At 34.1% G+C, this 13,062-nt stretch carries 11 protein-coding genes; 1 reads left to right on the forward strand and 10 read right to left on the reverse strand.

Features of this window, described 5'->3' with window-relative positions; genetic code table 11:
* Nucleotides 1–119 precede the first annotated feature (119 nt).
* The 9 genes from gatB to JG776_RS11310 form a co-directional block, all read right to left on the reverse strand.
* Complete coding sequence (gene gatB, locus JG776_RS11270; RefSeq protein ID WP_291967573.1) at nucleotides 120–1,547, reverse strand: Asp-tRNA(Asn)/Glu-tRNA(Gln) amidotransferase subunit GatB; 1,428 nt, start codon at nucleotides 1,545–1,547, stop codon at nucleotides 120–122.
* Nucleotides 1,548–1,561: 14 nt separating this feature from the next.
* A complete protein-coding gene (gene gatA, locus JG776_RS11275) occupies nucleotides 1,562–3,013 on the reverse strand; it encodes an Asp-tRNA(Asn)/Glu-tRNA(Gln) amidotransferase subunit GatA (protein WP_291967575.1) in 1,452 nt (483 codons plus the stop codon).
* A gap of 11 nt (nucleotides 3,014–3,024) precedes the next feature.
* Entirely contained in the window at nucleotides 3,025–3,312 is a 288-nt protein-coding gene (gatC, locus tag JG776_RS11280; RefSeq protein WP_291967577.1) for an Asp-tRNA(Asn)/Glu-tRNA(Gln) amidotransferase subunit GatC, read from the reverse strand.
* A 280-nt stretch (nucleotides 3,313–3,592) separates the two neighbouring features.
* Nucleotides 3,593–5,587, reverse strand: a complete 1,995-nt coding sequence (gene ligA / locus JG776_RS11285; RefSeq protein WP_291967579.1) for an NAD-dependent DNA ligase LigA — start codon at nucleotides 5,585–5,587, stop codon at nucleotides 3,593–3,595.
* Between the two features lie 12 nt (nucleotides 5,588–5,599).
* The gene (gene pcrA, locus JG776_RS11290) at nucleotides 5,600–7,801 is read right to left on the reverse strand and encodes a DNA helicase PcrA (protein ID WP_291967594.1); all 2,202 of its coding nucleotides are present in this window, start codon (nucleotides 7,799–7,801) and stop codon (nucleotides 5,600–5,602) included.
* Nucleotides 7,802–7,905: 104 nt separating this feature from the next.
* The gene (locus tag JG776_RS11295) at nucleotides 7,906–8,205 is read right to left on the reverse strand and encodes a YerC/YecD family TrpR-related protein (RefSeq protein WP_291967581.1); all 300 of its coding nucleotides are present in this window, start codon (nucleotides 8,203–8,205) and stop codon (nucleotides 7,906–7,908) included.
* A 63-nt stretch (nucleotides 8,206–8,268) separates the two neighbouring features.
* Nucleotides 8,269–8,997 (reverse strand): pseudouridine synthase, encoded by a 729-nt coding sequence (locus JG776_RS11300; RefSeq protein WP_291967583.1) that lies wholly within the window; start codon nucleotides 8,995–8,997, stop codon nucleotides 8,269–8,271.
* 1 nt (nucleotide 8,998) lies between these two features.
* Nucleotides 8,999–10,330, reverse strand: a complete 1,332-nt coding sequence (locus tag JG776_RS11305) for a patatin-like phospholipase family protein (RefSeq protein WP_291967585.1) — start codon at nucleotides 10,328–10,330, stop codon at nucleotides 8,999–9,001.
* A gap of 11 nt (nucleotides 10,331–10,341) precedes the next feature.
* Nucleotides 10,342–10,956 (reverse strand): lytic transglycosylase domain-containing protein, encoded by a 615-nt coding sequence (locus tag JG776_RS11310; RefSeq protein WP_291967588.1) that lies wholly within the window; start codon nucleotides 10,954–10,956, stop codon nucleotides 10,342–10,344.
* Between the two features lie 157 nt (nucleotides 10,957–11,113).
* Between JG776_RS11310 and JG776_RS11315 the strand changes: the two genes are divergently transcribed.
* On the forward strand, nucleotides 11,114–11,299 hold the full coding sequence (locus JG776_RS11315) for a hypothetical protein (RefSeq protein WP_291967590.1): 186 nt from the start codon (nucleotides 11,114–11,116) through the stop codon (nucleotides 11,297–11,299).
* 264 nt (nucleotides 11,300–11,563) lie between these two features.
* On the opposite strand, the gene JG776_RS11320 is transcribed toward JG776_RS11315, so the two are convergent.
* Nucleotides 11,564–12,709, reverse strand: coding sequence for a hypothetical protein (locus tag JG776_RS11320; protein ID WP_366934208.1), 1,146 nt, complete (start codon nucleotides 12,707–12,709; stop codon nucleotides 11,564–11,566).
* Nucleotides 12,710–13,062 lie beyond the last annotated feature (353 nt).

The raw sequence follows: 13,062 nt of genomic DNA on the forward strand, positions 1-13,062 counted from the left end.
GACGATGGCATCGCGAGGGTAGGACTTTTTCAAACAAAGAAAAGCTTAGAATTGCTTAGCGAAATGAACGAATGCCCAAGAAATCCTTCATGGGGCTAACTTATTCAACAACCTAAAAATTATCTTTTCTTTAACTCTTCTTCCACTAACTTATTAACAAGCTGTGGATTTGCCTTTCCCTTTGATGCCTTCATTACTTGACCAACTACAAATCCCATAGCCTTTGTCTTACCATTCTTAAAGTCTTCAACTGATTGTGGATTTTCATCTAAAACCTTATTTACTATATCCCTTATGGCATTTTCATCAGAGATTTGAACCATTCCCTTTTCCTTAACAATCTTTTCTGGATCGTCTCCTGTTTCAAACATATCCTTAAATACCTTCTTTGCTATTGTACCTGTTATTGTTCCATTGTTTATAAGTTTAATAAGCTTTGATAGATGTTTAGGTTGAACTTTAATATCCTCTATACTCATCTCTCTATCGTTTAAAGTTCTTAAAACTTCACCCATAATCCAATTACTTGCATCCTTTGGTGAAGCTCCCTCTTTAACAGTATCTTCAAAAAATGCAGCAAGTGCCTTAGATGATGTAAGTATTGAGGCATCATACTCTGGAAGGCCATATTCGCTTATATATCTTGCCCTCTTTTTATCTGGTAATTCTGGAAGCGTACTTTTAACATTATTTATCCATTCATCATCAACAACTAAATAAACCATATCTGGTTCTGGGAAATATCTATAATCGTGGGCCTCTTCTTTACTTCTCATAACTATAGTTTCGCCCTTTGCCTCATCCCATCTTCTTGTTTCCTGTACTATTTTTTCTCCTCTATTTATAGCTTCAATTTGTCTTTTTATTTCATATTCAATTGCCTTTTCTACTGCTTTAAAAGAGTTCATATTTTTTATCTCTGTCTTTACACCAAATTCATTTGAACCCTTTGGTCTTACAGAAACATTGGCATCACATCTAAGTGAACCTTCCTCCATCTTACAGTCTGAAACTTCTGTATATTGCAGTATAGCCTTTAAATTTTCTAAGTACATCTTTGCCTCTTGAGCACTTCTCATATCAGGCTTTGAAACAATCTCAATAAGAGGTACCCCTGAACGGTTAAAGTCAACATAGGTTCCATCTTCTCTGTGTAGAGCCTTTCCTGCATCCTCTTCAATATGTATCCTTTGAATTCCTATTCTCTTTGTTCCCTCTTCTGTTGTAATTTCAATATATCCATTTTTACAAAGAGGAGTTTCGTCTTGAGTTATTTGATAGTTCTTTGGGCAGTCAGGATAAAAATAATTTTTTCTTGCCATATATGTTTCTTTATTTATTTCACAGTTTAGAGCAAGCCCTGCCTTCATAGCATAAGTTACAACTTCTTTATTTAAAACAGGTAAGGCACCTGGAAGTCCCATACATACAGGACAACAGTGGGTATTTTGTTCTCCACCAAACTCTGTTGTACAACCGCAATATATTTTTGTTTTTGTTGAAAGTTCAGCGTGAACTTCAAGTCCAATAATTGCTTCAAACTCCATTTTTACACCTCCTATTAGATGCTTGGTCTAACCTTTGAAAACTCTGTTTCTCTTTCAAAGGCGTGGCCTACCTTAATTAATGTTCCCTCATCAAAGTAGTTTCCAACAAGCTGCATACCAACAGGAAGACCTCCAACAAATCCTGCTGGTATTGAAATTGCTGGAACTCCTGCAATATTTATTGGAACTGTATAGATATCTGATAGATACATTTCAAGTGGGTTATTAGATTTTTCTCCAATCTTAAAGGCAACAGTTGGTGATGTAGGAGTAAGTATTACATCAACATCCTCAAACGCCCTCTTATATTCGTTTATAATTAAAGTTCTAACCTTAAGTGCCTTTTTATAGTAAGCATCATAATATCCTGCAGAAAGTGCATATGTACCAAGCATAATTCTTCTCTTTACTTCATCTCCAAAACCTTGGCTTCTTGATTTTACATAAAGATCGACAACATCTTCAAAGTCCTTTGCTCTATATCCATATCTTATACCATCAAATCTTGCAAGATTTGAACTTGCCTCTGAACTTGCAAGAATATAGTAAACTGCAAGGGCATACTTTGACATTGGTAGGCTTATTTCTTTAATTTCTGCCCCAAGCCTTCTTAAAACTTCGATTGCATTTTCTATTTCTCTTCTTACATCTTCATTTAATCCTTCTGCGAAACATTCCTTTGGTATACCTATCCTTAATCCCTTTATATCTTGATTTAAATATTTTGTATAATCCTCAACTTCCCTCTTTGCACTTGTTGAATCCATCTCATCATATCCTGCAATCGCCTTTAGAACGTGAGCACAGTCCTCAACATCCTTTGTAAATGGTCCTATTTGGTCAAGGGATGAAGCAAAGGCAACAAGACCATATCTTGATATTCTTCCATAGGTTGGTTTTAAACCTACAACACCGCATAAGGAAGCAGGCTGTCTTATTGAACCACCTGTATCTGAACCTAAAGTATAGTAGGCCTCACCTGCTGCAACAGCTGCTGCGGAACCACCTGATGAACCACCAGGAACTCTTTCTAAATCATATGGATTTCTTACCTTCTTAAAGGCTGAGTTTTCTGAAGAAGAACCCATAGCAAATTCATCCATATTAAGCTTTCCTAAAATAACAGCATCATTTTGTTTTAAAAGCTTTGTAACGTGTGCATCATAGGGTGATACAAAGTTTTGTAGCATCTTTGAAGCACAGGTAGTCTTTAGACCTTCAACACATATATTGTCCTTTATAGCCATTGGAATACCTGCAAGGAAGGAAACTTCTTCTCCCCTTCTTATTTTTTCATCTACTTCCCTTGCCTTATTTAATGCACCATCTTCATCTATTTGAAGATATGCACCTATCTTATCATCTACGCTACTTATTCTGTCTAATGTATTTTTAGTAAGCTCTACACAGCTTACTTCACCTTTATTTATAAGTTCTCTTATTTCGTGAAGTGTTTTAGTATGCACCTATATCCCTCCTATTCAATAACCTTTGGTACTTTAACAAATCCATCTTGAGAATCTGGTGCGTTTTTAAGTAGAGAATCTCTATTGAAGGAATCCTTAGCTACATCCTCCCTTAATGCATTTTCTACTCTGTAGGCACCTATGCTTATTTCTACATTTTCAGTATCAACCTCGTTTAGCATCTCAACATAATTTAAAATACCATTTAAATCCTCTGTAAACCTTTGCTTTTGTTCTTCTGTAAACTCAAGTCTTGCAAGCTTTGCAACGTATTCTACATCGCGAATAGTAACTGACATATAAACACCTTCCCTTCTTAATAAACTCCTAAGATAGAAAACAAAAGTAGTATAAAAGCTAATAAAAAGCTAATATAAAAATTATTTTTAGTATAGCATACATCCTGATTGTATTTACAATTTATTCCCCATAATATAAGCGACAGAGATAGTGAAATTTCAAGAGGAATAAATGTTGAAAATTCATTTATATACACTATACCAAAGGAAACGATTATGGTAAATATTGAGATTATACTTGTAAATAAAAAACTGACCCACATTAAATAATTTAACAATTTCATACCAGTTCCCCTTCATTTATCATTTTTTCAAAATCATCCTCTGAAATAATCTTTACACCTAACTCCTGTGCCTTTTTTAGCTTACTTCCTGCATCTTCTCCACATAATAGATAATTTGTCTTTTTAGATACGCTTGATGATACCTTACCCCCAAACTTTTCAATAAGCTCGCTTGCCTCATTTCTTGTATATTTTGAAAGTGTACCTGTTAAAACAAATGTAAGTCCGTTAAATAGGTCAGATTTTTCCCCTTCATCCTTTGAGTTAAAGTTAACATTTGCACTCCTTAACTTTTCTATAAGAGCTCTATTATGTTCTTCCCTAAAGAAGGCTTCTATACTTTTTGCCATCTTATCTCCAACTTCTTCAACTAATATTAACTCTTCATAGGTTGCATTCATTAATGCATCTATACTCTTAAATTGTTTTGCAAGATTCTTTGCAGTTTTACTTCCAACATACCTTATACCTAATGCAAATATTAACTTATCTATATCGTTTTGTTTTGAATTTTCTATCGCCTTAAGAAGATTTTCTGTAGATTTTTTACCCATTCTTTCAAGTTTAACTACATCTTCAAATTTTAAATAATAAAGGTCTGCTGCATCCTTTATAAGCCCATTGTCTATTAAGAGTGCAACTATTTGTGGGCCAAGCCCCTCTATATTCATTGCATCCCTCGATGCAAAGTGAATGATGCTTCTTTTTATCTGGGCAGGACAGGACATATTTGTACACCTAAGTGCAACTTCACCCTCTTCCCTTACTACATCTCCACCACATTCTGGGCATTTTGTTGGCATATTAAACTCTACTTCATCTCCATCTCTATCTTCAAATACTACCTCTACAACCTCAGGTATTATATCTCCTGCCTTTTGAATTATTACACTATCCCCAATCTTAATGTCCTTTTGTCTTATATAGTCTTCATTATGTAGTGTAGCCCTTGAAACAGTTGAACCTGCTATTCTAACTGGCTCTAAAATTGCAGTAGGTGTTATAGCACCTGTCCTACCTACTTGAACAATTATATCAACAAGCTTGGTCTTCTTTTTCTCTGCAGGGTATTTATATGCAACTGCCCATCTTGGTGCCTTTGCTGTCTGGCCTAACCTTTCTCTATCCTTTAGACTATTTACTTTAACCACTATTCCATCTATATCAAAGGGTAGCTCTCCCCTTGTATCTCCAAGCTGTTTTATTACCTCTATAACCTCTTCAACATTTTTACAAATGATTCTCTTTGGACTTACTTTAAAGCCAAGCTCCCTTAAAAACTCGAGGGCCTCTGAATGTTTTTCAAATTCCCTTCCCTCAATTCTCTGTATGTTAAATATAAATATATCAAGTTTTCTCTCCGCTGTAACCTTTGAATCAAGCTGTCTTATTGAACCTGCTGCTGCATTTCTTGGATTTGCAAATAGAGGTTCCTCCATCTCTTCTCTTTGTGCATTAAGCTTTAAGAAGGCATCCCTTGGCATATAGATTTCGCCTCTAACTTCAAGTGGATTTAAATAATTAATTTTTAGAGGAACACTCTTTATTGTTCTAACATTTGCTGTAACATCCTCTCCTACAACACCATCACCACGAGTTGCTCCGGTTTTTAACTCTCCATTTTCATAGCTTAAACACACAGAAAGTCCGTCTATTTTTAGTTCTACAACATACTCCACTTCAGGAACTTCGCTTCTTACTCTTCTATCCCAATCCTTTAACTCCTCAAAACTAAACACATCCTGAAGGCTAAGCATCGGTACATTGTGTCTTACTTCTTTAAACTCCTTTAAAGGAGCTCCACCAACCCTTTGGGTTGGGGAGTTTTCATCGAAGTATTCTGGATGCTGCTTCTCTAATTTTTCAAGTTCCTTCATCAACTTATCATATTCAGCATCGGAAATTTCAGGATCATCTAAAACATAGTATCTATGGTTGTGATACTCAATTAATCTTCTTAACTCCTCTATTCTTGACTTTACATCCTCCATAAAATCACCTCATCATATTTTTTCAAGGGGTGCAGTAGATGCAAGTAAATTTTTAACTCCTGCTTTATCAAATTCAACAGTAATCATTTTATCCGCTGCAATCTCCTTAACTGCTACAACCTTTCCAACTCCAAATATCTTATGTTTAACAAGCATTCCAACATCGTAGTTTGCTGATTTATTTAAATTAGGTTTTTGAATAACAGGTGTTGTATTTATCTTATTAACTGTTGATATTGTCTTACTTGGTGCCCTATAGTCATCATAATTATACACCCTGTTAAAGCTCATTCTCTTTGGAGATATATCATCTATTAAATGTTCTGGTATTTCCTCAATAAAACTTGATACATTATTAAACATAGTTCTTCCATACATCATTCTCTGCTGTGCACAGGTTAAATAAAGCTTCTTTTTCGCCCTTGTTATACCAACATAGCAGAGCCTTCTTTCCTCTTCAAGCTCATCCTCATCATCCTTTGCTGAAAAGTGTGGGAATATTCCCTCCTCCATTGCAGCAATAAAAACAATATTAAACTCAAGTCCCTTTGCTGTATGAAGCGTCATTAATGTGACTGCATCTATGTTTTCAATTTGGTCTTGATCTGATACAAGTGCAATTCTTTCTAAAAATGCTGCTAAACTTTTATCCTCATTTTGTTCTTCAAACTCTACAGCTGCTGATTTAAATTCGTTTAAATTTTCTATTCTATCTTGGCTCTCCTTTGTATTATCCTCAAGTAGTTCCTTTATATAACCTGTTGTATCGAGTATCTCTGAAATAAGGCTTGATACAGTCATTCTATCTTTACTTACAATAAAGTAGTTCATCTGGCTTATAAACTTCTCAATAGCATTTGCTGCACGTTTTGTAATTCCATCTATTCTGTCTATCTCAAGAAGGGCAGAATACAGGCTTATATCCCTGCTGTTTGCATATTCCTTTACCTTGTCAATTGTTGCCTGTCCTATTCCCCTTCTTGGAACATTTATAATTCTCTCAAGGCTTATGTTATCAAGAGGGTTATTTATAACTCTAAGATATGCTAAAATGTCCCTTATTTCTTTTCTATCATAGAACTTTAGTCCTCCAACAACCCTATAGGGAACAGATGATGTAACAAAGGCTTCTTCTAAAATACGGGACATTGCATTTGTTCTATACAGCACTGCAAAGTCTGATAGACTATATCCTTCTTGAACAAGCCTCTTTATCTCCTTTACAATAAATAGTGCTTCATCTTCTCCATTTTCTGCTTTATAAAATCTCACATTTTCTCCAAGCTCATTTTGCGTCCAGAGCCTCTTATGTTTTCTATTTTCATTATTCTGTATCACATAATTTGCAGCATCCAGTATCTTCTTTGTGCATCTGTAGTTCTGTTCAAGTTTGATAACTTTTACATCTGGAAAATCCTTTTCAAATTCTAAAATATTTCTAATATCAGCATGTCTCCAACTGTAAATGCACTGATCATCATCGCCAACGACACAAAGATTTCTGTGTTCCTTTGCAAGTATATTAACAAACTCATATTGAGCCCTATTTGTATCTTGATATTCATCCACCAAAATATATCTAAATTTCCTTCTATAATAATTCAATACATCTTCATTTTCCTTAAATAGTTTTACAGTAAGCATTATTATATCGTCAAAATCAAGTGCATTGCTCTTTTTAAGTTTTCTTTGATACATTTTATATATATTTGCAAGGTTTCTTGTTTTAAAGTCCATACCATATCTACTATAGTAGGTTTCTGCATCAATAAGGTCATCCTTTAGAGAACCTATCTTTGATAAAACATCCTTAGGAGGCATTGCCTTTTCATCTATATTAAGCTCATTTAAACATTCCTTTATTATCTTTTCTTGATCCTGCGTATCATATATTACAAAATCCTTGTTGTAGCCAATCTTTTCAATATCCTGCCTTAATATTCTTACACAGGCTGAGTGGAAGGTACTTATCCATATATTTCTTGCCTCATCTCCAACAATCTGAATTATTCTTTCCTTCATCTCCTGTGCTGCTTTGTTTGTAAAGGTTATTGCCAAGATATTGCCAGGATACACTCCATTTTCAATTAAATTTGCTATTCTATACGTTAAAACTCTTGTTTTACCACTACCTGCACCTGCAAGTATTAAAAGAGGCCCCTCTAAAGTATCAACTGCCTCTCTCTGTTCTTTATTTAAAACACTCAAATCCAACATACTTACATATTCCTCCTAATACGACTTCAATATTATAGATTATACCATTATTTTTAAATTGCTGCTACTTAACAATCAAAAAGGGCAGCAATTGCTACCCTTTATTTTTGCTTCATCTTTTCAAAAACAATTTTATACCCATCTTGTCCATAATTTAAACTTCTATTTACCCTACTTATAGTTGCTGTACTTGCACCAGTTGTCTCTGCTATATCTATATAAGTCTTTCTTTCAAGAAGCATTTTTGCCACCTGAAGCCTTTGGGACATTGCCTGAAGCTCATTTATTGTACAAAGGTCTTCAAAAAATCTATAACATTCCTCAAGTGTCTCAAGATTTAATATTACATTAAATAGATAATCCATCTCTTCACTTTTAAGCTTTGATGTATATTCCCTCACACTTATCACCTCGTAAAAATTATTCAAATACATTATACCATAAAAAAGAGGGAAAAACTCCCTCTACTTTTTTACTGCACTATATAAAAGTTCAACTTCTTCTTCAGTCAATTCCCTACTCTCACCAAGTTTTAAACTTTCATCTAACTTTAGGGGACCCATCTCAATTCTCTTTAGGTATATTACCTTTTTACCAACTGCCTCAAACATTCTTTTTACTTGATGATATTTTCCCTCATATATAACAAGTTCTATTTCTGATATCTCGTCTGATTTTAATATAGTAAGCTCTGCAGGCATAGTCTTATAACCATCATCTAAAACTACACCCTTTTTAAATTTATTAACATCATCCTCTGTAACCACACCCTGCACCTTTGCAAAATATTTCTTTGGAACGTGTCTTTTAGGTGATAGTAGTAGATGATTTAATTCTCCATCATTTGTTAATATCAAAAGTCCCTCTGTATCCTTATCTAATCTTCCAACAGGACTTGGCATAAATATTCTATACTCATCGGGTAATATATCAACAACCGTTTCATCATAATCATCCTCAGTTGCACTAATTACCCCTTGAGGCTTATTTAACATAACGTAAATATATTTCTTATACTGAAGAATTTCTCCATCTACTTCAATTATATCCTTCTCTGGTTCAACGTGCATTGAAAAATCCTTAACTTTGTTTCCATTAACCAGTACAACTCCAGACCTAACTAAAGATTTTACCTCTTTTCTTGTTCCATATCCCATATTTGCAAGAACCTTATCTAACCTTTCTTTAGACATCTTAAACCTCCACGCCTTTTCTTTGAAGTATTAGTGATATAAAGAGGTTCGCTACAACAACCTTTGGCATAAAAACAGAAAGAAGCCTTCTAAATCTTTTTATATCTTCATTCTGCTGCATACCTGGATAAAAGGAAAGTAAAAACTTTGCCTCCATAAAAACCTTCTTCATTTCCCTATCAAACTCTATTTCGTTTCTGCTTAATATTAATTTTTTAAGCCCTGCAACATATTCATTAAAATCACTGCTTGTTTTAATTTCATTGTAGGTATTATAGATGACATCAATTAATTCATCTAATTCGTACACTCTTCTTCTATTAATTCCAAGCTGTTCTGCTGTTATTTCCGCCATAGCTAATATTACACTATCTGTAGTTAAATTGGAAGGGGTATATTGCTGAATTACCCTTAAAATTTTATCTATTATTATTTTATTATTTTTATTAGCTCTTCCCCATTCTAATCCTAAAAATCTATACAGATTTTTAAAATCTTCAGTATCTAGTTTTCCAATATAACTACTTCCTATACCTTCATTATTATTCTTTATATAATATTTGTATCCAACAACCTTTTTAAAGGCCTTGAGCGTATCTAAATATCCAATCTCTATATTACTCTTTGATTTTTCACTATCAAAATTAAGTGTTCTTCCTAAATCCTCTGAATTTTTAATCTTAATTATGTTGCAGTCCTTATATTTTGTCCTCTGGGTTATTCCTATACCTGAAACATCTACCACAATTATATCCTTTATACCTTTTTTTCTCATCATTGAAACAGGAATATTATTATATACTCCCCCATCAATAAACTTTTTATTATCTATCTCGTAGGGCTTGAAGGCTGGGAAACAGGCACTTGCAAGTAGATAATCCTTAAGTTTTCCATAGGGTATTTCATCTTTAAATACTTCAACTGGCTTTAAATCAGATAAAGAAAATGTAACAAGCCCAAAATCAATATCCGAATTTCTTATCTTATCCTCATCGACAACCTCATCAATTAGCATTTTTAAAGGCGTAACATCCAGTCCTCCTGACTTTATTGCCGCCTTTATATTCCTTATTTTATTTGATATTTTATTTTCACCGTCTTGGGATGTTGCTATCTCACCCTCAAGCTTTATTACCGTATCCATAGTTATGCTTGTCCATATTTCAAATGCCTTCTCAAATTCATCTTGCACAATAAGTGCTCCATTTAAAGCCCCAACCGATGTACCACAAACAGCACATATAGGAATATTAAGCTCCCTTAGAGCCTTCCATACTCCTATTTCATATCCCCCTTTTGCACCTCCACCACCTAAAACCAAACCATAAGCCATATAACCACTCCTTATAGTTTTTTATACTGTTCATAATTTTTAAGAACTTTATTTACATAATTTCTTGTTTCGGTCGGCATCTTGCTAATCTCTTCTACAGTGTCAACACCTAACCTCTTCATTCTGCCTATTCCACCATTGTATGCAGCAAGAGCTAAAGCCTTATTTCCAGAAAAGCTATTTAATAGATTTCTTAGATATCTTGTTCCCCCATCAAGATTTTCTAAGGCATCATAGGGATTAACCCCTAAAGACTTAGCAGTGCTTGGCATAAGCTGCATAAGTCCTATTGCTCCTGCCTTTGATACTGCATTTTGATTAAAACCTGACTCCTGCTTTATAACAGCTCTAATTAATTCTTCTTCAACCCCATATTTTCTTGAAACTTCCTTTATCGCTTCATCTATATTATTTGAACTATCATTAATTAACTTCTTTATATCACTAAAAACTTCAGTTGAATTTTTACTATTATTTTGATATGCTTGTCCACCTAATATATTTTGAGATTCCAGCATCTTATCTAAAATAGCCCCAAACATCATTCCTGTTTGTTCATTGTTTGATGCATACGCTGTTTGTAATAAATATACCGCCAAAAGCTGTGCTATTTGCTCTGTTCTCAACACTATCACTCCTTTAAAGATATTATAGCATATTATTTTAAGTTAATATAAAAAATATTTTTACATTTTTATTCATATTTTTCCTTTTTTCTTGGTTGCATAGTTTATCGATTTATATCTAATAATAATATAAAAAAATAAATTTCGAGGTGGTAGTATGAAGATTGAATCAAACGGCAAATATCCAATTATTGAACATACAAACAATGCACTAATTTGGCCAGAAACAATCAAAGGCGGAATTGATTTAGTGGATACTTATGAAATATCCTCTGTCCCAAAGGATCCAGATACTCCAATGGAAAATATTGATGTGCTTAAAAATAAAGGTATATTGCCATAAAAAATACCCACTTGGAATACAAGTGGGTCAAGTGGGTTCAGGCTGTTGAAAAAGTTATATTTTGATTAGCCCTATGAAGGATTTCTTGGGCATTCGTTAATTTCGCTAATCAATTCTAAGCTTTTCTTTGTTTGAAAAGCTTAGAATTGCTAAAGCTCACTAAAGAGCCCATTAAAATCCATTCATAGGGCTTTTTCATAATCTATCTAACAAGTAAGTTTGTCAACAATCTCTACCCACTTAAATTACAAGTGGGTATTTTTATTATACAAAAATCATAACAAGTAGGTGTGCAACTATACCTGCAACAAGACCTCCTATTGTATGAGATAATATAGCTTTATTTGTGAGCTGTCTACTTTCAAGTGCATCCATCATAGCAACGTGGGTTGATAGATATCCACTCCAGCACATTCCCATTGCTGTAAATACTGCTATTTCATTTGCCCCAATGAGTCCCTGTTGTAAAAACTTTGGAACAAGACCAATTGCAGCACCAACAGCACCAAGTGCAGTTATTGGGAAGGCTATAGCCTCAGGTGACTTAAACCCTAAAAGTGGCTTTAGTATAAAGTTAATTTTACTTCCAAGCCAAGGTAGAACTGGTACACCTTCGTAGGCTGCACCAGTATATACCCCACCCTTTGGTACATTAGTTAGCATCATAACAAGTGTACATATTACAATAACCCCAGGTATGATGGATAGTCCCATCTCAACACCTGTTTTTCCTCCATCTAATATTGCTTCAAGGCCTCTTTGAAATAAGCTTCCACTTCTTATTTCTCTATATTGAGTTAAATCTACTCCCTCTTCGCCTTCATATACTATCATTTCAGTTCCATATTCTTTTTTTGTAAAATGCATCATTATTCTTACACTTACTATACTACCTACAATAGCACCAATATTTCCAATAAGTGCTGGTAGAAAAAAGCTCTCACCCTTTGGAGCTTGGGCTATCATAAATGTAGTAACTATAAGTCCCATTCCAAAGGCTGTACCTAAATTAGTTAATGCAGGTATTTGATACTTCTTAAAGTATCTTGTAAATCCCTTATCCTTTGCTAAAGTTATAATTGCTGGGTTATCTGAAAGATATGTTGTTATTACCCCAATACTTGCAGCCCCCGGCATATCGTAAAGAGGCTTCATAAGTGGAGATAATATCTTGTTAATAAGTGCAACAACTCCAAACTCAGTTAAAACTGCACCAAAGGCTCCAGCAAGAACTGCTATTGCCATAATAAAAAATACCGTGTTTAATAATAGGTCGTGGGCTGTCTTCATCATAGTGCTAAACATATTGGCAAGCCCCATAACCCTTGATAAAAAAGTAAAACATATTGCTAAAATTCCAAGAAAAATAAAAGATTCTGCATTGATTGCCTTAACAAACTTCTTTTGCACAATATCACTCCTTGCCATTATAGTTTGTTACCCCCTAAGTTTACAGAATTATTTTAACATATAGGTTAGTGTTTTAGTAGTATATTTTTATATATTACAAACTCTTTATAATTTTATATTTTTCCAATAAAATAAGGTGCTTAAACACATACTAAGCACCTCAGATTGTTGACAAACCTGCTTGTTCGCTAAAGTATGAAAAAGCCCCATGAAAGGATTTCAATAGGCTCTTTCATGAGCTTTAGCAATTTTTAGGTTTTCGACTTTGAAAAAGTCCGTAATTCGGCACAGGACGTGCCGAGCCGAGCGGCCATCAGGACGATGGCATCGCGAGGGTAGGACTTTTTCAAACA

This window comes from Caloramator sp., from assembly GCF_020054765.1.
Lineage (GTDB): Bacteria > Bacillota > Clostridia > Clostridiales > Caloramatoraceae > Thermobrachium > Thermobrachium proteoclasticum.

What these genes read in the sequence shown, in the direction of transcription:
- JG776_RS11305 (WP_291967585.1), bottom strand. Translation starts at nt 10,330, where the DNA reads ATGGCTTATGGTTTGGTTTTAGGTGGTGGAGGTGCAAAAGGGGGATAT.
- JG776_RS11300 (WP_291967583.1), bottom strand. Translation starts at nt 8,997, where the DNA reads ATGTCTAAAGAAAGGTTAGATAAGGTTCTTGCAAATATGGGATATGGA.
- gatB (WP_291967573.1), bottom strand. Translation starts at nt 1,547, where the DNA reads ATGGAGTTTGAAGCAATTATTGGACTTGAAGTTCACGCTGAACTTTCA.
- gatC (WP_291967577.1), bottom strand. Translation starts at nt 3,312, where the DNA reads ATGTCAGTTACTATTCGCGATGTAGAATACGTTGCAAAGCTTGCAAGA.
- JG776_RS11315 (WP_291967590.1), top strand. Translation starts at nt 11,114, where the DNA reads ATGAAGATTGAATCAAACGGCAAATATCCAATTATTGAACATACAAAC.
- ligA (WP_291967579.1), bottom strand. Translation starts at nt 5,587, where the DNA reads ATGGAGGATGTAAAGTCAAGAATAGAGGAGTTAAGAAGATTAATTGAG.